Origin of the sequence: Rhodococcus sp. 06-156-4, from assembly GCF_002259345.1 — a bacterium.
Classification (GTDB): Bacteria; Actinomycetota; Actinomycetes; order Mycobacteriales; family Mycobacteriaceae; genus Rhodococcoides; species Rhodococcoides fascians_E.
Map to the genome: position 1 here is coordinate 1 of NZ_NPGB01000003.1, position 23,822 is coordinate 23,822.

Genomic DNA, 23,822 nt, shown 5'->3' on the forward strand with positions numbered 1-23,822 from the left:
AAAATACCTCACCGCCTACCACACCGGCGACGCCATCGACCCCGATGAACTGCGGGCATTTCTGACCGACCGGCTACCGGACTACATGATCCCCACGGTGTTCATTCCCATCGACACCGTCCCCGTCACCCCCAACGGCAAACTCGACCGCCGGGCGCTGCCCGCACCCGACCTCACCACCGCCCTCACCGGCGGAACAGCACCCACCACCGCAACAGAAATCACCCTCACCACCATCTTCACCGACGTACTCGGACTACCCAGCGATGCACCCTTGTCCATCGACGACGACTTCTTCCGCCTCGGCGGCGACTCCATCTCGTCGATTCTCGTCGTCTCGAGAGCTCGCCGTGAAGGTTTGCACTTCACCGTGCGAGACGTCTTCGAAAAGCGCACGATCGCGGGTCTGGCCGGGGTCCTGGACATTCCGGAGATCGCGGCAGACCCGATTCCTCTCAGTGCCTCTTCCACGCTCGAACGGCTCCGCGAGGCCGGTGCCGAGCCGAACGATTGGGTCTACACCGAGCTGATCGCGATCGACCGGTCAGCTCTGTCGGGACTGCAGTCCGCGTTCGTCTCGCTTGTGAACAGGACCGATGCATTGCGGATGAGGGTTTCGCCGTTGAACCGTCGGCTGTGGACATCCGAGATCGCGCCCGCCGGAACGGTCGATCTTTCGAAGCAGGTCGTCGAACTCGATCCGGAGACCAGTGACTCCGCCGCAGCCTCTCGCGTCGCATCGTTGATCAGCATCACGGAGGGTCTACCGGCGGCAATCGCAACGTGGAGCACACCCACCCAGAGCTGGTTACTGGTTGCTGCGCATGCCGCGGCTGCCGACCGAGGCTCGGTTCACGAGATCGCCCGTATTCTTACCGGGCACGTCGAAGGTTCGGCGACTGTGTCACTCGAGACCGCGCTGGAAGCGGTCGATACCGCGGGACAGAACCTCGACGGCGAACTCGCGCAGCGTTGGGTCGATGCGACCGGTGTCAGCCGGCTCGGCGATTCGACCATGTGGTCCGACGGCAATCATGCACACATCCGGGCTGACCTGGCGGTCGAGGCATCGGACTTGCCGGAGCTCATCGCCGAGTCTCTTCGCCAGGTTGCACAGAGAGACTCGACAGAGGTGACGGTCGATCTCGAAACGACTATGGCATCACCGCGACCTGCGATCGGGCCGTTCACCGCAACGTGGCCGTACATCAGCGGGCTGTCCGAAGCCGAACGACGACAGTATTCGTTGCTTCGCTACCACAACCGTGCCGGGCGGCGGAGCTTGCGGAAGTCGAGCAATTCCATTGTGCTCGTGACGAACACCGTCGGAAAGCTCGCCGACCCAGGCTCGAGGGAGGGCGTGGAGACCGCGTACCGCTGCGTGATCCGCTTTTCCGTCGCCGATGGTTCGGTGGAGCTCGACGTCATCGGGCTGTCGCAGAGCGCGGTGGCAACACTGGGAATCGAGCTGTCCGCACGGTTCGACGCGGCGACCGACGTCAAGCGCAGCCGAGTGTGAAGACGGCGTGGAAGTCAACCAAGTACATTCCAGCCTTCTTCGAGATCCCGGATACACCACCGACACAGCGGATCACGATTCGCAAGAACGCGTGCTCACCACCCTGTCGGCGCTTCCCACTGTGAAGGCAGTCCAAGCCGCTCCCGGACGCGCTGCACGGATTCGTGCGGCTGTGTGGGAGGTCGCACGGCGGGAAGTACGCGCCCGGATCATGCCCTCCGGCTCTCGCAAGCACGAGTGTGCGATCGAATCGTGGTCCTGGAGGGCGGCACCGTGGCCGAAGAGGGCACGCACATCTCTGGCGCACCCACCGAGGACAGTTACAGCCCGGCCTCCTCGAGCATCTCCTCCCAGCGGTTGTCGGCATCTGCTTCTTCGACTCCGGCGTCGATCAGCTGCTGGTACTCACTGTGGAGCTGATCTTCGACGGCTTCGTACTTCTGGAGCCACTCCTCGGCCCTGACGCGCCAGTACCCGATGGTCTCGAACTGCGCGTTGCCGAAGCCTCGTTCTTTGCGCAGGTACTTGCGCACATCCCGGCTCGCAGCCGCTTCGCCCGCAAACCACACATAGCCCGGTCCCTCTGGAAGGCGTTCGGCACGTACGGCGTCGGCCAGCTGCGACGGCGAATGTCCGTTGCCGCCGATCAGCCACTCGATGCTCAGGTCCGCACTCGTCTCGATCGGGATCTTGTCGCCTTCGTCGAGGACTTCCACGACTGCCCGGACAGGAAAGCCGGCCGGCAACTCTTCGACGGCTCGGGACAGAGCAGGCAATCCTGTCAGGTCGGCGACGAGGAGTTGCCATGCAGTGTCACTGGGCGGGTCGTACCAGCCGCGCGGTCCCCATAATCCAATGACGTCACCGGGTGTCGCCGCAAGGGCCCATGCCGCCGCGATTCCGCCCTCGTGAGCGACGAAGTCGATCGTCATTTCCTTGGCGGTCGCGTCCCACACCCGAACCGTGTAGTTGCGATGCTCGGGCTCGTCGATGTCGTGATAGGCCCAGTCGCCGTCCTTCTCGGTCATGGCCGGCGGCTTGTCTTCGCCTTCGGCCGGAAAATAGAGCGAGACGCACTCGTCAGCGGTGCCATTCGATGTGTAGTCGGCCAATCCGTCGCCGCCGAATACGACGCGCACGAGCGAGGGAGAAATACGCTTCGCGCTCACCACCTCGGCGTAGGAGAAGCGCTGCAATCCTTTGATCGCCACGTGAAACCTTTCCGATATAGATTGTCCGATTCAGCGTGAATCGGCTGTGAGGTACCCGCCGCCGCTCGGAAAGTATTCGAGCGCAGAGTATTCCGTGCCGTCGCTGCTTCGGACACGGTCGATGACGAGGGCGTGATTACGGCCACGGTGGGCGTCGGGGCCGGCGACGATGGCCATTCCGTCGCCTTCGCGGATGAACACCCTGCCTGGCGTCCCGCCGTAGATGCCTTCCGACACGTGAGCCTGTACGACCGAAATACGCTCACCGCGGTAGTAGGTGAACGCGTTCGGGTACGGATCCGACATCGCTCGCACCAGCCGGTCGATGTCCGACGCCTCCCACGACCAGTCGATCAGACTGTCGGTTTCGTGCCGCTTGTGAAAGAAGGTGCGTTGCGCGAGGTCTTGGGGACGCCACTGTGCGGTGCCGGACTCGATGCGCTCGAGTGCTTCGAGCAGCACGCCGGGAATCAGATCGATGGTGGCCCGTACCAACTCCGTTGCAGTGTCTCGGGGTCCGATCGGGATTGCAGCCTGGGTGAGGACGTCACCGGTGTCGAGTTCGCCGTCCATTCGGTGCGCGGTCAGTCCTACTTCCTCGGCACCGCTGATCAGCGCCCACGCAATCGGGGAGAAACCAGTGAACCTCGGAAGCAGCGAGTCGTGGAGATTGAGCGTTCCATGCGGTGGGTGGGCAAAAATTTCCGGCGGCAACCAAGTACGCCAATTGTTGGCGACGATGATGTCCGGCTTCCAGGCCTGGATCTGCTCCTGCATCGTTGCATCCGGACGGCGAGCAAGATGGACGGGAACGTCGTGTTCGCGAGCCAGGTCCTCGACGGAATCGGCCCAGATGCTTTCGTACACTTGGTCGCTGGTCGGATGCGTGACAACACCTACCACGTCGTGCACGGAGTCGATCAGGGACTGCAGGGTCTTGTGCCCCCAGGTCTGGTAACCGAACATCACCACTCGCATGGCCAACCTTTCTTCGAAACGACATCGAACAAGGAGCGTCGAACAACTGGAGCAGTCTCCCTATCGATTCCCGCTCACGAGGGCGAAGCGTCTCAACTCGAAAGAATCCACGAGCTCCCCGGATCGCACGGCGATGTTGGACAACAGGGATGATGTGAGTCCGTGAGAGTGCTCGGTACCACCCTGCAGGTAGATTCCGCCGGTGATGTGGGACGACGTCCGTAGCCGGTAGTCTCGCTCCACTTCCGGCGTGCCGTCGGTTGCGAATACACAGTCGTCGGCAAGTGTGCCGAGGATCCCGTGGAGGTCGAGCGGACGAAAGCCCGTCGCATACACCACAGCGTCGCAGGTGAGCGATTCTTCGCGCCCCGTCGGACGGTGCAACACAGTAACTTCCACGCCACCGTCGGTCTCTCGCGGGACACTCACCTCGGACGCACCGCGGACGAACAATCGACGTCTGCCCGTCACTCGCTCGGTGTATTCGCGGTTGTACAGTTCCTCGATCAAAGGCAGATCCACCGCTGAGTAATTGGTGCTTCGGTGGTAGGCGATCAACTGCTCGCGGAGCTGGGGGGTGGAGACGTAGAAATCGTCCACGGCCTCTGGATCGAAAACCCGGTTTGCGTAGGGACTGTCGTCGGCGGGGCTGTAGCCGTACTTTCCGAACACACCGTGAACCTCAGCGTCCGAGTAGCGCTCATGGAGGTAAGCGACGACCTCGGCGGCGCTCTGACCGGCACCGACGACGACGAATCTTCCATGGGGCGTCGACGGCAACGAATCCAGATGATCGAGGACACGATGGTTGTGGAATACACGTGCACCCGAGGTGACTCCGTCCGGCAGAGTCGCCGTCAGTCCGCCTGCCAGCACCACGTTGCGAGCACGCAGCAGGCCATCACCTTCCGCGCCACTGACGCGTACCTCGAACAGCTCACCGTTCCACGACACCTCGGTGGCCGTGCTCCCGTACAACACGTCCGCGTCGACTTTGTCGGCCGACCACCGCAGGTAGTCGTGAAATTCGATGCGCGAGGGAAAGAACGTCTGCAAGTTGATGAAGTGGTTCAATCGATCTCGCTGCCGGAGGTAGGCAAGGAATGTGTACTCGCTGCGAGTGTTCCGCTGCGTCGCGAGATCCTTGAGAAAAGAAATCTGCATCGTGGCATCCGGAAGGAGCATTCCCGGGTGCCACGTGAACTCCGGTTGACGCTCGACGAAAGCAGACGTGATCTGTTCGTTCTCGGACACCGCTTCGTTGCGTTCGGCCAGCGCGATGGCCAGCCCCAGGTTCGATGGGCCGTATCCGACGCCGAGAATGTCCACCACGTCGCGAGCGCTGTTCACCTTGGGCACGTGCCGTCCTTAGTCAGTCGAGGGATCAACCAGCTAAGCCTAACCTATCTTCATGTCCAAATGTCTAGGCCGACCAACTCGCGCCAGCGGAATGACCAACGGAGTGTGCGACTCGGGATCTTCGATGATGCGGCACGGCAACCCGAAGACGGACTCGACGAGTTCCGCCGTGATGACCTCCGCCGGACGCCCGCTGGTCACCACCTCACCGTTCTTCATCGCGATGATGTGATCGGCGTAGCGGCAGGCGTGATTGAGGTCGTGGAGCACCGCGACCATGGTGTTTCCCTGCTCGCGGTTGAGCTGGGAGCACAGTTCCAGCAGATCTATCTGATGCGCGATGTCGAGGAACGTCGTCGGCTCGTCCAACAGCATCAACGGGGTCTGCTGCGCCAACACCATCGCAACCCACACTCGCTGACGCTGTCCGCCGGACAACTCGTCGACGAGCCGGCCGGACAGTTCGGTCACCCCAGTCGCGTTCATCGCGAACACCACGGCGGCCTCGTCGTCCCTCGACCACTGCTTGATCAGCTTCTGATGCGGGTATCGTCCTCGCGCAACCAGATCCGCGACGGAGATGCCGTCGGGTGCGATCGATGTCTGGGGCAGCAGCCCGAGCCGACGTGCGACTTCCTTCGCCGGATAGGAGCTGATGGCCTTGCCGTCGAGCAGGACGGTGCCTGCCTCGGGCTTCAGCAGCCGCGACAGCGCACGCAGAAGCGTCGACTTTCCACACGCGTTGGGTCCGACGATGACGGTGAACTTGCCGTCGGGAATCTCGACGGAGAGGTTCTCGCTGATGACGCGTTTGTCGTACCCGATGGTCACGTTGTCGGCGTACAGCCGGGCCTTGGCCCGCACCCGAGTCCCCGTATTCGACATCACTGTTTTCTACCTTCCCGAGCCAACAACCAGACGAAGTACGCGCCGCCGATGGACACCGTGACGACGCCGACGGGCAACTGCGTCGGCGCGAACAGACGCTGAGCCGCGAAGTCGCTGAGCACCAACAGAAACGCGCCCATGACCGCCGACGGCAGCAACGCGACCCCTGCCGTTCTGGTCAGCCGTCGAACCAGCTGAGGGGCGGCGAGCGCGATGAACGAGATGGGACCTGCGGCTGCGGTCACCAGCGCCGTCAGCGCAACGCCGAGCACCATGAGGATCAACCGTGTCGGCTCGGCGCTGATACCGAGGGCCTTGGCTGCGTCGTCGCCCATCTCGAGCATCGGCAATCTCTTGCCGACGACCGCGATGGCAGGCGTCAGAACCACCAGAACCAGCACGACGGGTCCGACCTGCGCCCACCCCAGCCCGTTGAGACTGCCCGCACCCCACACGGCCGCGGCCATGGCGTCGGCGAGATCGGCCTTGATGATCAGCCACGTGTTGACCGACGCGAGCACGGCGCTGATGGCGATTCCCACGATGATCAGCCGAAACCCCTGCACACCCTTCTTGAACGCCAGCAGATACACCACTGCAGCCGTGCAGATTCCGCCGATCAGCGCTCCCGCTCCGGTCTGGTAGTAGCCACCGCCGAGCGTCAGGATGACGATCAACGCACCGGTGTACGCACCCGTGTCGAACCCGATGATGTCCGGGCTTCCCAGAGGATTTCGTGTCAAGGACTGAAAGATCGCCCCCGACACCCCCAGGGCGCCACCGAGCAACAGTGCGAGCGCGACACGAGGGAACCGCCACTCCATCACCACCAGTTCGGTGAACCGCGGCGCATCGGAGAACAGCGCCTGCAGAACCTCGCCCGGCGGAATGTAGTAATCACCCGACCCGAGTGCAACGACCGACACCACCAGCGACAGTGCGACCAGAACGGCGCACACCACCACGGTCCTGACGTCGATGCGTCCACTGACCTCGTCGTCGGCGAGACGCAGAATACGAACTCGCCGACCGAAATCCACCGTGCTCACAGCCCACTCACCTTCTTGCGTCGAACCAGAAGGATGAGGACCGGAGCGCCGACGAAGGCGGTGACGATGCCGACCTGCAGTTCACCCGGCCGGATGACGAGACGACCGACGACGTCGGACAACAGCAGCAGGCAGGGCGCGGCCGCGACGGTGTAGAGCAGGATCCAGCGTTGGTCGGGCCCGACGAACCAGCGGACCATGTGCGGGATCATCAGTCCGACGAAGCCGATGGGGCCTGCGGCTGCGGTGGCGGCGCCGGCGAGCAACGTGACGGCGACGATGCCGATGGTGCGGGTGTGGGTGACTTTCGCACCGAGGGATTGAGCCAGGTCGTCGCCCAGGGCGATTGCGTTCAGCGGCCGTGCGATGACGAGGGCGAGGATCAGTCCGACGAGTACGAAAGGTCCGATGGCGAACGAGATGTCGAGGCCTCGACCGGACAGCGAACCTGCGCCCCAGAATCTCATCTTGTCGAACGCCTCCGGGTCCAGCAGGAGCATGCCGGAGGTGATACCGCCGAGAACCGCGGCCAGCGCAATTCCGGCCAGAGTCAATCTAATCGGCGTCGCGCCTGCTCGTCCCATGGACCCGAGCGCGTAGACCGCGACCGTGGCCAGAATCGCACCGAGGAACGCGAACCAGATGTAGGACCAGATACCGGTGAAGCCGAGCGCACCGACCGCGAGGGCCACGAAGAACGCAGCTCCGGCGTTGACACCGAGAATCCCCGGGTCCGCCAAGGGATTACGGGTCATGGCCTGGATCAGCGCTCCACTGACGCCGAGTGCGATTCCCACGATGAGACCGAGAACCGTTCGCGGGACTCGGAGTTCGCGAATGATGACGGCGTTGTTCGAGTCGTCGTACGCGAACAGTCCGTTCCACACCTCGTTCAGTGGAATGTACTTGGTACCGACGGCGATGCTGAGCAGGCAGATCGCTGCAAGGAGCGCGATGACGACGACAAGACCCGCGGTGCGTCTGGCGTTGGTCTTGGCAAGCCCTCCGGGAGTGCTCGGCGTCTCGAGCCGGCCTGCGACAGGCGCTTCCGGGTCTCCGGAGTCACCCGCCTTCACTACCGTCGTCATCGTGGTGCTCCCGCAATACCTGTCCTACTCGAATTAGGTACACCTTACACAGGCACGGCTTACCTACCCGCGGCACCCAATGCGCGAGAGATGTCGCCTGCCTGCGCGTCGAGTTCGGAGCGTTGCGGCGACGTCGGGCGCGCCCGAAGACCGAAACCGTCCCCTACGGTCCGCGGGATGACGTGCAGGTGGACGTGGAAGATCTCCTGACCCGCCACTTCTCCGTCGGCGAGGAAGAAGTTGACGCCCGCGATACGCGGATTCGTCGCCCGCAGCGCGGCCGCGACTTTCTGCCCGACGACGAACAGGTGTGCCCCCACGTCGGGCTCGAGTTCGGCGAGGGACCTCGCTTGTTGCCTGGGAACGACCAGGACGTGGCCTCTGGTGACCGGTCGGATATCCATGAACGCCACCGCGACATCGTCGGAGTACACGAGGCTGGATTCGGCGTTCCCGGCAATGATTTCGGCGAAGATCGTGTACGGATTCATACTTCGCCAGTCTAGGCAGAGACTGCGACCTCCTTGCGCCCCGACTAGAGTTCGGCCATGGGATTGTTGGGCGGGGTTCTCTTCGACATAGACGGCGTGCTGGTCACGTCGTGGCAGCCCGTTCCAGGTGCTGCCGAGGCACTGGACTATCTGGACAGCAAGGACATCGCACGCGCTTTCCTCACCAACACCACGTCGAAGACCAGATCCCAGATCGCCGACGCGTTGACCGAAGCAGGCCTGCCGGTCCACGCCGACGAGATCGTGACCGCGTCGTCCTTGACGGCCGATTACCTGCGTCAGACCTACCCTGGGGCGCGCACGGTCCTGATCAACAACGGGGACATCGCCGGGGACATGCCGGGCATCGAATTCGTCGACGAGGGCGACGGCGATCCGGACGTCGTGGTCGTCGGCGGCGCGGGTCCCGAATTCACCCACGAACGCCTCAGTCGCGTCTACGACTGGCTCTGCCGAGGAATTCCCGTCGTTGCGATGCACCGAAGCCTGATGTGGACGACGGGTGCCGGTCTACGCATCGACACCGGGATGTACCTGGCGGGGATGGAGAAGGCGTCGGGGCACACGGCGAAAGCCATCGGCAAGCCCGCACCGCTCGGATTCCAGACTGCTGCCGAGCGCATGGGCGTCGACCCGGTGGATGTCGTGATGGTCGGCGACGACCTGGACAACGACGTGCTGGCGGCTCAGGTCGTGGGTATGACGGGTGTGCTCGTCCGCACCGGGAAGTTCCAGCAGGACGTGCTCGACCGCCGATCCAAGCAGGAATTCGGCCTGCAACCGAACCACGTCATCGGCTCGGTCGCAGACCTTCCCGGTGTCCTAGAGAATCGGTGACGGCGAGTACTTCGCTGCCGACGGGAACTGGCTGACGAGCGTCTCCACATCGGAGACAACGGCCGCCACCTGCGCTTCCGCAGATCCGATGAATGCGGACTTGTCCGCGAGGGCGGCGTCGAGCGCATCCCGATCCAGCGGAATTCGATCGTCGGCCGCCAGGCGATCGAGCAGGTCGGGCTCCTGGCCCTGCTCCCGCATCGCAAGCGCGACGGCCACCGCGTGTTCCTTGATGGCCTCGTGCGCGGTCTCGCGGCCGACGCCGGCACGCACGGAGGCCATGAGCACCTTCGTCGTGGCCAGGAACGGCAAGTAGCGCTGCAGTTCCTTGGCGATGACGGCCGGGTACGCGCCGAACTCGTCGAGCACGGTCAGGAACGTCTCGATCATGCCGTCGATGGCGAAGAACGCGTCGGGAAGTGCCACTCGGCGGACGACCGAGCAGAAGACGTCGCCTTCGTTCCACTGTGCACCGGCGAGTTCGGCGGCCATCGATCCGTACCCGCGGAGCACGACCTGCAGACCGTTGACGCGCTCGCACGAGCGGGTGTTCATCTTGTGCGGCATCGCCGACGACCCCACCTGGCCCGGCTGGAAGCCCTCGGTGACCAGCTCGTGGCCCGCCATCAACCGAACGGTGTGTGCGAACGACGAAGGTCCCGCACCGAGCTGGACGAGTGCAGAGACGACCTCGTGATCGAGGGAACGCGGATACACCTGACCGACGCTCGTCAGGACGTGCCGGAAACCGAGGTGATCGGCGACGATCCGCTCGAGCGCGGTCAGCTTGGCCGAGTCGCCGCCGAACAGATCGAGCATGTCCTGCGCGGTGCCCATCGGGCCCTTGATTCCGCGAAGCGGGTAGCGCGCGATCAGTTCCTGCAGGCGGACCAGAGCGATCAGCGTCTCGTCCGCGGCGGATGCGAAACGCTTGCCGAGCGTTGTCGCCTGGGCTGCGACGTTGTGGCTTCTTCCCGCCATCACGATCGACGAGTACTCGGCCGCCTTCTCCGCGAGCCTGGCTGCGACGGCGACACCGTGTGCGTGGATGTGCTGGAGGGACCGCAGAATCTGCAGCTGCTCGACGTTCTCGGTCAGGTCGCGGCTGGTCAGACCCTTGTGGATGTGCTCGTGGCCGGCCAGAGCATTGAACTCCTCGATGCGTGCCTTCACGTCGTGGCGCGTCACGCGCTCACGCTCGGCGATGGACTGCAGGTCCACCTGATCCAGCACGCGTTCGTAATCTGCGACGGCGGAGGACGGAACGTCGACTCCCAGGCTGGACTGAGCCTTGAGGACCGCGATCCAGAGCTGGCGCTCGAGCACGATCTTGTGTTCCGGAGACCAGAGGTCCACCAGTTCGGGGCTGGCGTAACGGGTGGCGAGGACATTCGGAATGGTCACGACTGCCCAGTCTAGCTAGCCCCGGCAGGAGCGAGAACGTCGAGGACTGCGAGAAGCATCGACGACGCCATGGCCCGCGGTTCCGGGTCGACTTCGCCGAGAGCTCCGACCACCGCCCCGTCGACTACAGCGACGAGGCGGCGGAGTTGCTGCTCCTGCACGATTCGACCGGATCTGCGCAGGACGTCGGTCAGTAGGTCGTCGGTCTGCGCGCGCAGCCGCAGCTGAACTTCGCGGAGCTGCGGATGACGGGCGGAGGCGATGAAACGCTCGTACCGCGCGATCAGGCGTTCGGGACCGTCGTCGACCGCGCCCTGGGGCCCGATGAGGAGGTCGACGATCAGGGCGACCGTCGAATCGGTGTCGTGCGCCAGGTCTCCCAGCGAATCGATCCGGCCGCGCATCACTTCGAGTTCCCGTGTCCCCAGAAGCTCCACGGCACAGGCGATCAGATCACCCAGCGACTCGAAATAATAGGTCGTCGACGCCAGTGGCAGTCCTGCTTTCGCGGCAACGGCACGGTGACGCACCGCGTCGAATCCGCCTTCCACCAGCAGATCTGCCGCTGCGCACGCCAGTGCGTGCCGTCGACGCTCCCCTTTCGGGGTCGCACCCGACGCCTTGCTCGGCGAATCGGTGTGGCCTGCTGACATTCGAATCATGGTGCCAGCCCGCGTCGGTTCTTCTGGGGTAAACGGTGTGGAATCCTGAAGATCATGCACTTTTCGACCATCGACCTCCGTTCGGACACCGTGACGCGGCCTTCGCCGGAGATGCGGCAGGCGATGTACGACGCCGAGGTGGGCGACGATGTTCTCGACCACGACCCCACCATGGCCCGGCTGGAGGAGCGTGTTGCGGACGTTCTCGGGTACGAGAGTGCGCTGTGGGTGCCCAGCGGATCGATGGGAAATCTGATCGCGCTGATGATGCACCTGAGGCGGGGTGACGCATTCCTCGCGCCGGAACACGCGCACGTCCTCGATTCCGAGTTGGGCACGGCCGCGTGGCTCGCCCAAGGCATGCCTCGAATCCTGCCGCACGACGCGGGACCGGGACGCCCGACGTCCGAGACCGTCGCCGCAGCGGTGTCCGACGGCCCGTACTTCACGTTGACCACGACGCTGCTGTGCCTCGAGAACACCCACAATTTCGCCGGCGGGGCCGTGTTCGACGCCGAGGAATGGACGGCTCTGCTGGCCGCGGCCCGCGAGAGGGGCCTGTCGGTGCACCTCGACGGCGCGCGCGTGTGGAATGCGGCCGTGGCGCTCGGGGTGCCGGTCTCGGATCTGACGCGCGGCGCCGACACCGTCCAGGTCTGCTTGTCCAAGGGATTGGGTGCACCGGTGGGTTCGATGCTCGTTTCCGACTCCGCCCGCATCACCGAGGCCAGGCGGATCCGCAAGATGCTCGGTGGAGGAGTGCGCCAGGGCGGTGTCCTCGCCGCGGCGGGTCTGGTGGCGCTGGACACCGTCGACTCCCTTGTCGACGACCACGCCCATGCCCGTCTCCTCGCCGACGGCCTCCGCGAACGCGGCTGGACCGTCGACGAGCCGCAGACCAACATCGTTCTCGCCGACGGACCACTGACCGTCGCCGAGCTCGCCGATCTCGGGATCGCCGCGGTCAGCGTCGTCGGACGAACTCGATTCGTGACCCACCGGGATGTCTCACGATCCGACATCGAGGAAGCCCTGAGTCGTCTCTAGAGCACGGGCGCGAGGCGGGTCAGAGCCTCTTCCACGTGCTCGGTGGTCCCGGCGAACGAGAACCTGACGGTGTGGTGGCCGTGCACGATGTCGAAGTCGACACCGGGGGCGAGCGCCACACCGGCCTCGGCGAGGATGCGCTCGCACCATGCCCGTGAGTCCTGCGTCAGGTGCCCGATGTCGGCGTAGGCGTAGAACGCGCCATCGGCGGGTGCCAGGTCGGTGACGCCGGCCGCGGTCAATCCGTCGAGCAGGATCCGCCGGTTGACGGCGTAGCGCCGGACGTGGCCGTCGAGCTCGGCGCGCGACTCCTCGGTGAACGCCGCGACGGCCGCTACCTGAGAGATCGCAGGCGGGCACACGGTCATGTTCGACGCCAGGCGCTCCACCGCGCGGTGCAGGTGCGACGGCAGCAGCATCCACCCGAGTCGCCACCCCGTCATCGAGAAGTACTTGGACACCGATCCGATGACGACCGAGGAGGTGCGCGAGGTCTCCCACGCGCTCGACGTCGTCACGTCCCCGTAGGAAATGCCGTGGTAGATCTCGTCGGAGATCAGGAGGGTTCCGTTGGTCTCGCACCACCGGGCGATCGCGGCCAACTCGTCGGCGTCGACGATCGTTCCCGTCGGGTTGGCGGGACTGGCGATGATCAACCCCTTCGGCGGCTCGGGGAGTTCTTCGAGCATCGCGACGGTCGGTTGGAACCGCGACTCGGCGCCGCAGTCCAGTTCGACGACGCGGCAGCCGAGGGCCGCGAGCGTGTTCCGGTACGCGGGATACCCCGGACGGGCCATGACCACGGTGTCCCCGACGTCGAACGCAGCGAGGAACAGCAGCGTGAACGCGCCGGACGATCCGGTCGTCACCACCACCTCGTCGGGGTGCACGTCGATGTTCGACTCGGCCGAGTGATACGCCGCGATCGCTTCCCGAAGCGGCAGAATGCCGAGAGTTTCCGTGTACCCGAGCAGATGACCGTCCAGAGCCTCTCGAGCGGCCCGCAGCACCGGTGCCGGCGCAGGCGTCGACGGTTGCCCCGCAGCAAGCGACAGCACGTCCCCATGCGTTCGAGCTCTCACAGCAGCAGCCTTGAACACATCCATGACGTGAAAGGGCTGAATCTCGGACCTGGACGACGGAGTACGCACGCGATCGAGGTTATCGCTACGTTCGTGGGGTACGCCTGCCCAACCATCCGAGGTCGATTCGCATGACACACCCCACCGCACACACCGTCGCCGATGCCCTCGACGCACTGCGCGAGACGACCCCGTTGGTTCAGTCACTCACCAACGTCGTCTCGGCGAACTTCGTCACCAACGTCCTCCTGGCGGCGGGTGCGAGCAACGCACACATCGACAACGTGCACGAAGCTGCCGCATTCGCCGCGATCGCAGGTGGGGTACTGATCAATCTCGGCACCCCCGACGACGGCACTGCCGAGGCCTTCGTTCTCGCCGCCGACGGCGCGGTGGCAGCCGGAACACCCTGGGTACTCGACCCCGTCGGTGTCGGCGGGCTTCCGTGGCGCACGTCCCTGGCTGCCGACCTGCTCACCCGGCGCCCGACGGCTGTCCGCGGCAACGCTTCCGAGATCGTCGCACTCGCAGGCCTGGGTAGCTCGACACGCGGAGTCGACAGCTCGGTCGATTCGAAAGACGCCGTACCGGCCGCGATCGCATTACTCGACCACGCTGACGCGGTGTCCGCCTCCGGACCGATCGACTACCTCGTCGGGCGCAGCAACAACGGTCCAGTGGGCCTCACGGTCGCCGGTGGCAGTCCCCTTCTGACCAAGGTCACGACAACGGGATGCTCGCTGGGCGCTCTCGTCGCTGCCTACCTGGCCGTCACCCCGGATTCGCTGACCGGACTCACCGCCGCACACACGCACGTGGCGGTGGCAGCGGAGGTGGCGGAACACACGTCGTCGGGGCCCGGATCTTTCTCGGTGGCGTACCTCGACGCCCTTGCCTCGGTCACTCCGGACGACATCCGTGCGCGGGCACGGATCGAGCCGCTCGAGTTGTAACCGGTTCATCCACAGGCGTTCTCGTCAGCGCAGCAGGGGTGCCTGACGCTCCATTCCTTCGACGGATACGCGGTTTTCTGCGCATTCGACTCGATAGTGGAGCATCAGGATCGGGTCCTCAGAGTGAGATGCGCCCTTCGAGCGCGGCGAGGCCGATGTCGGTGCGGTAGTGACTGCCCGGCAACTTGATCGCGTCGATCTTCGCGTACGCGTCTGCCCTCGCCTCCGCCAGATCCGCGCCCGAACCGACGACGCTGAGCACGCGGCCACCAGCGGAGACGACTGCGCCGTCCTTGTGCGCGGTGCCTGCGTGGAGAACACCGTCGGCATCCGCACCCGTGATGACGTCGCCCGTACGCGGACGGCCGGGGTAGTTCTCGGCTGCGACCACCACGGTCACGGCCGAGCCGTTCTTCCACTGCAGCGGCTCGAGCGAGTCGAGCGTGCCGGTGGCCGTTGCGTTCAGGGCCTCGCCCAGCGGGGAGTCCAGCAGCGCGAGCACTGCCTGGGTCTCGGGATCGCCGAAGCGGCAGTTGAATTCGACGACTGCCGGTCCTTGCGATCCGATGGCCAGTCCCGCGTACAGCAGACCGGAGAACGGTGAGCCACGCCGCACCATCTCGGCGGCGACGGGCTCGACCACCTCGGTGACGATCTGCTGAACGACGGACTCGGGCAGCCACGGAAGCGGGGTGTAGGCGCCCATGCCGCCGGTGTTGGGACCGGTGTCCCCGTCGCCGACGCGCTTGTGATCCTGCGCCGGAAGAAGCGGAACCACTGTCTCGCCGTCGACGAGGCAGAACAGCGACACCTCGGGTCCGTCGAGGAACGATTCCAGCAACACCGGATGCCCGGTCTCGAGCAACTCGGCAGCGTGATCGCGGGCCGCGAGGCGATCGGTGGTGACCACGACGCCCTTGCCCGCCGCGAGCCCGTCGTCCTTGACGACCCAGTTGGGGCCGAAACGATCGAGAGCTTCGTCGAGCTTCGCCGGCGAATCGACGATTTCACTGTGCGCCGTCCGCACACCCGCTGCCGCCATGACGTCCTTGGCGAACGCCTTGGAACCTTCGATTCGAGCAGCGTCGGCCGACGGTCCGAACGTGGCGATACCGGCCTCACGCAGAGCATCGGCAACACCGAGCACGAGCGGGACCTCGGGACCGATGACCACGAGATCTGCCTCGACCTTGCGAGCCAGCTCGGTCACCGCTGCACCCGACGCCACGTCGACGGGATGCTGCTCGGCGATAGACGCCGTGCCTGCATTGCCGGGAGCGACCAGCAGTTTGCTGACCTCAGGGTCCTTGCTCAGCGCAAGGAGAAGGGCGTGCTCACGAGCACCTGAACCGATTACGAGTACGCGCACAGTGCATCAGACTATCGGCTCGACTCCCATCGGAGAAAAAGATGGTCAGCTCAGGTCGTACAACGTCACACCGTCGACGGTAGTGGCCGTGTAATTCGCCGCGACCCACTCGGAGATCTCGGCGGACGTGCCGGAACTGGACCCACCCAGCCCTCCACCTGCGATGAAGTAGTGGATCTCACTGTTGGCCACGTACTCCTTGAACTGCTCGAGCGTCGGCGACGGGTCGGTGCCGTTGAATCCGCCGATCGCCATGACGGGGTCCTCGGTCGCCAGCTGATAACCCGACGCACTGTTGGATCCGATGGCTGCCGCGACCCAGGTGTAGGAGTCTGCGTCGTGTTCGAGCAACGAGGTGATCGCCTCGGTCGGGGTGCTGCCGCTGAGGAGTCCACCGGCCCCGCCCATGCCACCGCCGGGAAGCCCTGCAGGCATCTGACCGTCCTGCATCGGGAAGCCCTGCATCCGAGATTGACCGTCGCGGGTCCGGCCGTCGCCCATTCCGCGGCCACCGCCCATACCGCCTGGACCGCCCATTCCTGTCGACGGCCCGGCCGAGACGATGGATCCGGTGTGCGGGGTCGCGATGGTGTCGAGTGCGTACGCGGTCGGGCCGGCGAGGCCCGCGAACATCACTGCGAGAATGGCTGCGACAGAAAGTTTTCCACGTGTCATCGCCGGGATGAGCAGTGCGACCGCGCCGAGGACGCCGACGACGAGGATCGCCCACCGCAACCACGGCACGAAGTCCGCACTGCGGCCGAGCAGAACCCAGGCTGTCGCCACGGCGGCGAGGGTCGACACTGCCATTGCGATGCGCACCCAGTACCGCTCGCGGTTGCGCCACGCCAGCACGCTGCCCGCGCCGATCAGTGCTGCCACAGCAGGTGCCAGTGCCACCGTGTAATAGGAGTGGAAGATGCCCGCCATGAAGCTGAACGTCAGACCGGTGACCAGCAACCACAGGCCCCATACCGTCAAGGCCGCGCGCTGAGGATCGGTGCGGCGAACACGTCCGCGGATCACGAGGCCGACGACCAACAGGATCAGCGCCGACGGGATGAGCCATGCGATCTGACCGCCCTGCGAGGAGTCGAACATGCGCGTGATGCCGGTTTCACCCCACATGCCACCTCCTGCACCGCCGCCCGGGCCACCGGCAGCGCCGCCACCCGGGGTCACGCTTCCGGTTTCCTCACCGTTGAGGCGGCCGAGACCGTTGTATCCGAGGGTCAGTTCGAGGATGGAGTTCTCCTGCGAGCCCCCGATCCAGGGCCGTGACGACGCCGGCCACAGTTCGACGACGAGTAGCCACCAGCCGGCCGACACGATCGCCGCGCCCAATGCGGCAAAGAGCTGCATCAGCCTGGTGACCAACTTCGGCCGGCCGAAAGCGAGGTACATCAACGCGATCGGCGGAATGACGAGCATCACCTGGAGCTGCTTGGTCAGGAACCCGAACCCGACGAACACTCCGGTGAGCACGAGCCACCGAGTACGCCCGTTCTCGACGGCCCGCATCGATGCCCACACCGCGGCGATCATCAGCAGCACCAGCAGGGCGTCGGGATTGTTGAAGCGGAACATCAGTGCCGCAACGGGAGTGACTGCGAGGGTCAGTCCGGCGAGGAGACCGGCGGCGGAACCGAACTGACGACGAATGGTCGCCCACAGAAGCGCGACCGAACCGACGCCCAGCAGTGCTTGCGGGATCAGCATCGCCCAGGAGCTGAGTCCGAAGACTCGAACCGACAACGACATCAACCACAACGACATGGGTGGTTTGTCGACGGTGATGGAATTTGCCGCGTCCGACGAGCCGAAGAAGAACGCTTTCCAGGACACCGAACCGGCCTGCACTGCCGCGGAGTAGAACGAGTTCGCCCAACCGGACGCGCCGAGGCCCCAGATGTAGGCCACGGCCGTACCCACCAACAGCACTGCAAGACCGATCCATTCCCATCGAGAGTGCGTCTTCTGGGTGGGTTCCTCCACGGGTCGTTGCATCAGCGTCGTCATTTCTGCGCGTCCTCCTTGGTACGGAACACCCAACGAAGGGCAACGAACCGGCACACCGTTGCAACGAGATTCGCAACGACGAGCACCGAGAGTTCGACGTGCCGCGACACGTCGGGTGCCGCGGCGTGCAGTGCGGCGAGTGAACCACTGGTGACCAGCAGTGCGAAGCCGAACACCAACAGCCCCTGCAGTTGGTGCCGGCCGGCATTCTCGGCCCCACGTATTCCGAACGTGAAGGCCCGGTTCGCCGCCGTGTTGAGGACGGCGGTGATCAACAATCCGAGGAAGTTGGCGGCCTGTGCACCGATGAGCGGGTGCAGAATCAGATACAGCAGCGCGTAGGCGACCGTGCTTGCGACGCCGATGATTCCGAATCGGACCAATTGCCCGACCATTCCGTGCGGTACTCCGGCCACGAGCGGCTCCCGTCCGAGACTCTTGCGCAACTCCGCGACCGGCAATGCGCCCGACGCCAATGCTCGGCCCACTCGCCAGCATCCTTCGAGGTCCTTCACGGCGGTGTCGACGATGTTCACGCTGCTGTTGGGGTCGTCGACCCAATCGACCGGCACCTCGTGAATCCGCAGACCCACTTTCTCGGCGATGACGAGCAGTTCGGTGTCGAAGAACCAGCCGTTGTCCTCCACGAGCGGCAACAGTGTCCGCGCGACATCGGTGCGCATCGCCTTGAAGCCGCACTGCGCGTCGGAGAACCGCGCACGCAGCGAGGTACGCAAGATGAGGTTGTAACTGCGAGAGATGAATTCACGCTTCGCTCCGCGCACCACCCGCGACGATCGGCTCAAGCGTGAACCGATCGCGAGATCGGAGTGCCCGGACAGCAGCGGAGCGATCAGAGGCATCAACGCGTTCAGATCCGTGGACAAATCGACGTCCATGTAGGCAACGACGTCGGCATCGGACTCCAGCCACACCGCTTTCAGCGCTCGGCCACGTCCCTTCTCGTCGAGGTGGCGGACGTGCACGCCGTCGATCTCGGCCGCCAATCGCCGGGCGACGTCGAGTGTGGCGTCGGTGCTGGCGTTGTCTGCGATGGTGATCCGGGCGCGGAAGGGAATGGTGCCCTCGAGGTGCGTGTGCAGTCTACGAATGCACTGCTCGAGATCCGCCTCCTCGTTGTAGACCGGAATGACCACCTCGAGGACGGCCGTCGCAGCGTCACCCGGGGACGAGCTGGGCTCACGGCCACCTGCTCGGAGTAGCGAGTTCGATGTCATGAACCACAGATTCGTCTGCCTGCCTGCGACCAGCCTGGATCCAAGCTGGCAGTTTCCTGTGCCGTCGGAGTGGAGCCTGCGGATTGACCCATGGGTCCCGCACGCCGCATAGGGTTGGGCGCATGGCATCGGTATTCAGCAAGATCATCAGTGGAGAGATTCCGGGACGATTCGTCTGGGAGGACGACGACGTCGTCGCGTTCCTGACCATCGCTCCCGTCACTCAGGGACACACCCTGATCGTGCCGCGCGAGGAGATCGACCAGTGGCAGGACGTCGACGGCGCGGTGTTCGGCAAATTGACGTCGGTTGCACAGAAGATCGGTCGAGCGGTGGTCCGGGGCTTCGACGCGCCGCGGGCAGGGTTCCTGATCGCCGGACTGGAAGTGCCGCATCTGCACCTGCACGTGTTCCCGGCGTTCGAGATGGGGAACTTCGACATCTCCGGCGCGGACCCGAGTCCGTCGGCCGAGTCCCAGGACGAGGCAGCGCGGAAGATCAAGGCTGCACTGACCGACCTGGGTTACGGGGAGAACGTCCCTACCTGATCGGGTCGAGCAACCGCCGCGTCGAACGCAAGGCCGCGGACACTGCGTTCGGCCGCACGGTGCCACCGATTCCGGGCCCGGGACGCATCAGCACATCGCGGGGGCCAGGCGCGAGCGCGCAACGGGTGCACAGACCGGGGCCGGTCAGCAGGGTGCCGCAGTCGGCGTGCAGGAATTCCCGACGCGCACCGCCCGGCGACGGAACCTGGGTACCGCCCCAGTCGTTCAGCGCGAAGACCACGTGCCACAACCCCTCGAGCGCTGTCGTCGGAACGTATTCGTCGCGGCCGCCGTGAGGTACACGCTCGAGCAATCCAGCGTCGACGAGGCCTGCGAGCCGCTGCGTGAGGACGGCCTTCGACATCTCCAGATGGGTCTGGAAGTCCGAGAACCGTCGTACACCGAACAGCGAGTCACGCACGATGAGAAGCGTCCAGCGCTCGCCGACGAGTTCGAGCGCACGTGCCATCGAGCAATCCTGATGTACGTAGTCGACGCCGAGGGCCATGCACGGAAGCCTACCCGAATGGTCTGTTGACCGAACCGAATCGCGCGGTTACAGTTCGGTCACCGAACCAAGGGGAACCATGACCACCACCGACCCGTCCACCGTGCAACGACGCTCACTTGTGATCGCGTCGCTCGGCACTCTGCTGACCCTGGTGGCGTTCACAGCGCCCTTGGCGACCATCAATCCGACGGCGACGACCCTCGGAAGTGACGCTGCCGGGAAGACCTGGATTCTGAGCTCGATGAGCATCGGGCTCGGTGCTGCTCTGTTGACCGCTGGAACCGTCGCCGACGATTTCGGACGCCGTCGGACGTTCGCGATCGGCGCCGTCGTGCTCGCCGCGGGTTCCGTTGCCTGCGCGGTTGCCCCCACCACACTGATCTTCGTGATCGCCCGCATCGCACAGGGCATCGGCGGCGCAGCACTCGTCGCGTCGAGCCTCGGGATCATCGCGCACACTCACCCGGTCGGCCCGCTGCGGGCGCGCGCAAGCGGGATCTGGGGCGCCAGCGTCGGCGCAGGCATTGCCCTCGGGCCGCTGATCGCGGCCGGTTTCGATCGTATCGCCACCTGGCGCGATGCGTACGTCGTGCTCGCGGTCGCCGCAGCTGTGCTGGCCTACGTCTCGCACCGCTTCGTCGTCGAGTCGAGAACCGACGTTCCGCGAGGCCTCGATCCGGCGGGCGCGCTTCTGCTCGGCCTCGGCGTCAGTGCGCTGCTGGCTGCGTTGGTCGAGGGGCGCCAGGGATGGGCAGACCCTCTGCCCATCGGATTGTTCGTCGTCGCAGCACTGCTACTGAGCATGTTCGTCATTGTCGAATTACGAAGCAGCACGGCGATGCTGGACCTGTCGCTGTTCGCTCATCCCCCGTTCGTCGCAGCGACCTTCGCGGCACTCATGACCGGTGCCGGCGTCATTGCCCTGATGTCGTACGTGTCCGGATTCCTCGGAAATGCCTACGGTATCCAAGCATTGGAAGCTGCACTGCTGATGTTCGCGTGGTCCGGCACGTCGGTCGTCACAGCTCTGCTCGCTCGGAGAATTCCGCCGAGCATCTCGGGCGGAACACAATTGGCCGTCGGACTGCTCGGCGTCGCCGTCGGGCAGCTCTTTCTTCTCGGTCTGTCCGAGGACTCGACGTGGTCTCGCCTGCTGCCCGGCCTGCTCGTCGCCGGTGTCTCCAGCGGTGTCCTCAACGCAGCCCTCGGGCGCGAGGCCGTGGCCAGCGTGCCCGCCGGGCGTGCAGGCATGGGTAGTGGCGCCAACAACACTGCTCGATACGTGGGTTCGGCCGTCGGCGTCACCGTGGTTGCCGTGCTCGCTGTTCCGACCGGAACGCCCAGTGTCGCCGGGCTCGTCGAGGGATGGAACAGCGCAGTGCTGTTCACCACCGCCGCGTCCATCGTCGGCGCGCTGGTGGTGCTTGCCTGCCGCCGCCGGGCCTAGTCGACCCGGTCCTGATTCACCCGGGGCAGTTCGACCCGGAACGTTGCGCCCAGTCCGGGCGTACTGTCGACGGTGACGGTTCCGCCGTGCGCGGCGACGAGGGCCGCGACGATCGACAATCCCAGTCCGCTGCCCCCACTTTCACGAGTACGGGAGCTGTCCGCGCGATAGAAGCGCTCGAAGACGTGCGCCGATTCCTCGGCCGACAAGCCGGGCCCGGTGTCGCTGACCTCGAGTCGCACCGACGTGTCCGTGGTGCCCACACGGACCTCGATGGACGCATCGGACGGAGTGTGCCGAACAGCATTTCCGACGAGGTTGGCCACTACCTGACGTAGCCGTGCGTCGTCACCGGTCACCTCGGGAATGCCGGGCCCTGATACGACTTTCAGTGAGATGTCGCGTTCGGGAGCGACGGCCCGGGCGTCGTGCACGGCGTCGGCAGCGATGGTGAGCACGTCGACGGATCGAGCCTCCAACGGGCGTTGCGCGTCGAGCCTGGCCAGCATCAGCAGATCCTCCACGAGCAAACCCATGCGTGCCGATTCACCCTCGATTCGGTTCATCAACAACGTGATGTCGCTCATCGCGCCTTGCCGATGCAGCTCCGCGAATCCTCGAATCGTCGTCAGTGGTGTGCGTAGTTCGTGACTCGCGTCGGCGACGAAGCGCCGCATCTTGTCCTCGGATGCGCGGGCCGCCTCCTCGGACGCCTCGCTCGCCGCGAACGCCTGCTGAATGCGAGTGAGCATGCCGTTCAACGCAATCGACAGCTTGCCGATCTCGGTGCGCGAACTCCGCTCCGGCACCCGCTCGTGCAGGTCACCGGCTGCGATCGCGGCCGCTGTTTCCTCGACCTGCACGAGTGGACGCAGACTGCGGCGAACGACGAAGTACGCCAGCACCGCGAGAAGTGCCAGAACTATGGTCCCGATGATCAACTGAAGCACCACCAAACGATCGACCGTGATCTTGGTGGGTGTCAGACTCTGCGCAACCACGGTGGTGCCCTGGGAGTTGGTGACGCTGAAGGCTCGCCACTCCTCGTCTCCGTCGACGGAACCGACCGTGGTGGGCCGAGACGTGTCGACGCCGTCGACGTCGGGAACGTTCTGCCCGGCGTCCTCCTCGATCCTGATCTGGCCGTCGGTGTCGGTCGCTTTCACGTAGAAGTCCGCCGGTGGTCGCCTGGACTCCGACGGCGGTGGCATGTCCGGGTTCCGGGGTTCCGCCCACACGCGGGACGCGTCGAACAAGCTCTTGTCGACGCGTTCGACGAGCGATTGCTGCAGCGCGGACGTCACTGCGACACCGGACGCCAGCAGCCCGGTCGCGACGAGAAGCAGCAGTGCCGCGACGAGCGTGAACCGTAGCGGAACGTCCCTGGGCGTCGGCAGTTTCTTCACCGCGGCTGCCGCATGACGTAGCCGACACCACGCAGAGTGTGGATGAGTCTGGTGTCCCCGGTGTCCACCTTGCGGCGCAGATAGGACACGTAGGATTCGACGACACCGACTTCACCGCCGAAGTCGTAGTGCCACACGTGATCCAGGATTCGCGGCTTGCTCAGCACGGTGCCCGCGTTGACCATGAAGTACCGGAGCAGCGTGAATTCCGTCGGCGAGAGTGCAACCGGCTCGCCTGCCTTCCACACCTCGTGGGTGTCGTCGTCGAGTTCGATGTCCGCGAACGAGATTCGCGACGGTGCAGTCTCCTCCGTCTTTCCGGATCGACGCAGAATGACCCTCAGCCGAGCAACCACCTCTTCGAGGCTGAACGGTTTGGTGACGTAATCGTCGGCGCCGAGCGTCAGGCCCGAGACCTTGTCCTCCACTGAATCGCGAGCGGTCAGGAACAGCGCGGGCGCGTCGACGCCGTCGGCGCGCAGCCTGCGCAGCAGACCGAACCCGTCCATCCCCGGCATCATGACGTCGAGGATGACCGCTTCGGGACGGAAGGTGCGCGCTTTGTCGAGCCCTTCGGGCCCGGACGATGCGGTCTGGACGTCGAACCCCTGGAATCGCAGACTGACAGACAGCAGTTCCAGAATCGTCGGTTCGTCGTCGACGACCAGCACACGGGCCTCAGGTGTTTCGCTCAC

22 protein-coding genes are annotated in these 23,822 nt (G+C 65.1%); 6 read left to right on the plus strand and 16 right to left on the minus strand.

All coding sequences use genetic code 11. The annotated features are described in order from the left end of the window. Nucleotides 1-1,519, plus strand: a 1,519-nt coding sequence (locus CH290_RS00245) for a phosphopantetheine-binding protein (protein WP_249277795.1), incomplete at its 5' end; no start/stop codon positions are given. 320 nt (nucleotides 1,520-1,839) lie between these two features. Here the strand turns inward: CH290_RS00245 and CH290_RS00250 are convergent. From CH290_RS00250 to CH290_RS00280, 7 genes are read right to left on the minus strand one after another with little or no spacing between them, the layout of a single operon-like run. Further along, entirely contained in the window at nucleotides 1,840-2,730 is an 891-nt protein-coding gene (locus CH290_RS00250) for a siderophore-interacting protein (protein ID WP_019663636.1), read from the minus strand. Between the two features lie 30 nt (nucleotides 2,731-2,760). Next, a complete protein-coding gene (locus CH290_RS00255; RefSeq protein WP_019663637.1) occupies nucleotides 2,761-3,708 on the minus strand; it encodes a methionyl-tRNA formyltransferase in 948 nt (315 codons plus the stop codon). Nucleotides 3,709-3,768: 60 nt separating this feature from the next. After that, entirely contained in the window at nucleotides 3,769-5,067 is a 1,299-nt protein-coding gene (locus tag CH290_RS00260; RefSeq protein ID WP_033190004.1) for a lysine N(6)-hydroxylase/L-ornithine N(5)-oxygenase family protein, read from the minus strand. Between the two features lie 39 nt (nucleotides 5,068-5,106). Then, nucleotides 5,107-5,952: an ABC transporter ATP-binding protein gene (locus CH290_RS00265; RefSeq protein WP_033190005.1), complete on the minus strand. Its 846-nt coding sequence runs from the start codon at nucleotides 5,950-5,952 to the stop codon at nucleotides 5,107-5,109. Beyond that, entirely contained in the window at nucleotides 5,952-7,004 is a 1,053-nt protein-coding gene (locus tag CH290_RS00270; protein WP_033190006.1) for a FecCD family ABC transporter permease, read from the minus strand. Before CH290_RS00270 ends, CH290_RS00265 begins: the two co-directional genes overlap by 1 nt. Next, nucleotides 7,001-8,092, minus strand: a complete 1,092-nt coding sequence (locus CH290_RS00275; RefSeq protein ID WP_033190007.1) for a FecCD family ABC transporter permease — start codon at nucleotides 8,090-8,092, stop codon at nucleotides 7,001-7,003. The genes CH290_RS00270 and CH290_RS00275 overlap by 4 nt, the downstream gene beginning before the upstream one ends. A gap of 59 nt (nucleotides 8,093-8,151) precedes the next feature. Then, on the minus strand, nucleotides 8,152-8,583 hold the full coding sequence (locus tag CH290_RS00280) for an HIT family protein (protein ID WP_019663642.1): 432 nt from the start codon (nucleotides 8,581-8,583) through the stop codon (nucleotides 8,152-8,154). 57 nt (nucleotides 8,584-8,640) lie between these two features. Here CH290_RS00280 and CH290_RS00285 point away from each other — a divergent pair, with 57 nt between their 5' ends. After that, on the plus strand, nucleotides 8,641-9,441 hold the full coding sequence (locus tag CH290_RS00285; protein WP_019663643.1) for an HAD-IIA family hydrolase: 801 nt from the start codon (nucleotides 8,641-8,643) through the stop codon (nucleotides 9,439-9,441). Here the strand turns inward: CH290_RS00285 and purB are convergent. Beyond that, the gene (purB, locus tag CH290_RS00290) at nucleotides 9,427-10,845 is read right to left on the minus strand and encodes an adenylosuccinate lyase (protein WP_019663644.1); all 1,419 of its coding nucleotides are present in this window, start codon (nucleotides 10,843-10,845) and stop codon (nucleotides 9,427-9,429) included. The two genes, CH290_RS00285 and purB, sit on opposite strands and share 15 nt — an antisense overlap. 11 nt (nucleotides 10,846-10,856) lie before the next feature. Continuing rightward, nucleotides 10,857-11,507 (minus strand): TetR/AcrR family transcriptional regulator, encoded by a 651-nt coding sequence (locus CH290_RS00295; RefSeq protein WP_033190008.1) that lies wholly within the window; start codon nucleotides 11,505-11,507, stop codon nucleotides 10,857-10,859. A gap of 54 nt (nucleotides 11,508-11,561) precedes the next feature. Between CH290_RS00295 and CH290_RS00300 the strand changes: the two genes are divergently transcribed. Beyond that, entirely contained in the window at nucleotides 11,562-12,554 is a 993-nt protein-coding gene (locus CH290_RS00300; protein WP_033190009.1) for a threonine aldolase family protein, read from the plus strand. Here CH290_RS00300 and CH290_RS00305 read toward each other — a convergent pair. Then, nucleotides 12,551-13,705: a pyridoxal phosphate-dependent aminotransferase gene (locus tag CH290_RS00305; RefSeq protein ID WP_033190010.1), complete on the minus strand. Its 1,155-nt coding sequence runs from the start codon at nucleotides 13,703-13,705 to the stop codon at nucleotides 12,551-12,553. The two genes, CH290_RS00300 and CH290_RS00305, sit on opposite strands and share 4 nt — an antisense overlap. Nucleotides 13,706-13,767: 62 nt before the next feature. Between CH290_RS00305 and thiM the strand changes: the two genes are divergently transcribed. Continuing rightward, a complete protein-coding gene (thiM, locus tag CH290_RS00310; RefSeq protein WP_019663648.1) occupies nucleotides 13,768-14,589 on the plus strand; it encodes a hydroxyethylthiazole kinase in 822 nt (273 codons plus the stop codon). Nucleotides 14,590-14,707: 118 nt separating this feature from the next. Here thiM and purD read toward each other — a convergent pair whose 3' ends face one another. From purD to CH290_RS00325, 3 genes are read right to left on the minus strand one after another with little or no spacing between them, the layout of a single operon-like run. Then, nucleotides 14,708-15,958 carry a phosphoribosylamine--glycine ligase gene (purD, locus tag CH290_RS00315; RefSeq protein ID WP_033190011.1) on the minus strand — a complete coding sequence of 417 codons (1,251 nt, stop codon included), beginning with the start codon at nucleotides 15,956-15,958 and terminating at the stop codon, nucleotides 14,708-14,710. A gap of 45 nt (nucleotides 15,959-16,003) precedes the next feature. After that, on the minus strand, nucleotides 16,004-17,977 hold the full coding sequence (locus CH290_RS00320) for a glycosyltransferase family 39 protein (protein WP_033190012.1): 1,974 nt from the start codon (nucleotides 17,975-17,977) through the stop codon (nucleotides 16,004-16,006). Further along, entirely contained in the window at nucleotides 17,974-19,215 is a 1,242-nt protein-coding gene (locus CH290_RS00325) for a bifunctional glycosyltransferase family 2/GtrA family protein (RefSeq protein ID WP_019663651.1), read from the minus strand. The genes CH290_RS00320 and CH290_RS00325 overlap by 4 nt, the downstream gene beginning before the upstream one ends. Before the next feature lie 122 nt (nucleotides 19,216-19,337). On the opposite strand from CH290_RS00325, the gene CH290_RS00330 reads away from it, so the two are divergent. After that, a complete protein-coding gene (locus CH290_RS00330) occupies nucleotides 19,338-19,763 on the plus strand; it encodes an HIT family protein (protein WP_033190013.1) in 426 nt (141 codons plus the stop codon). Here CH290_RS00330 and CH290_RS00335 read toward each other — a convergent pair. Continuing rightward, complete coding sequence (locus tag CH290_RS00335; protein ID WP_019663653.1) at nucleotides 19,756-20,271, minus strand: winged helix-turn-helix transcriptional regulator; 516 nt, start codon at nucleotides 20,269-20,271, stop codon at nucleotides 19,756-19,758. The two genes, CH290_RS00330 and CH290_RS00335, sit on opposite strands and share 8 nt — an antisense overlap. A 79-nt stretch (nucleotides 20,272-20,350) precedes the next feature. Here CH290_RS00335 and CH290_RS00340 point away from each other — a divergent pair, with 79 nt between their 5' ends. Next, a complete protein-coding gene (locus tag CH290_RS00340; RefSeq protein WP_020113378.1) occupies nucleotides 20,351-21,721 on the plus strand; it encodes an MFS transporter in 1,371 nt (456 codons plus the stop codon). Here CH290_RS00340 and CH290_RS00345 read toward each other — a convergent pair. Next, nucleotides 21,718-23,127, minus strand: a complete 1,410-nt coding sequence (locus CH290_RS00345) for a sensor histidine kinase (protein WP_033190014.1) — start codon at nucleotides 23,125-23,127, stop codon at nucleotides 21,718-21,720. The genes CH290_RS00340 and CH290_RS00345 overlap by 4 nt on opposite strands. Continuing rightward, nucleotides 23,124-23,822 carry a response regulator transcription factor gene (locus tag CH290_RS00350; protein ID WP_026347530.1) on the minus strand — a complete coding sequence of 233 codons (699 nt, stop codon included), beginning with the start codon at nucleotides 23,820-23,822 and terminating at the stop codon, nucleotides 23,124-23,126. Before CH290_RS00350 ends, CH290_RS00345 begins: the two co-directional genes overlap by 4 nt.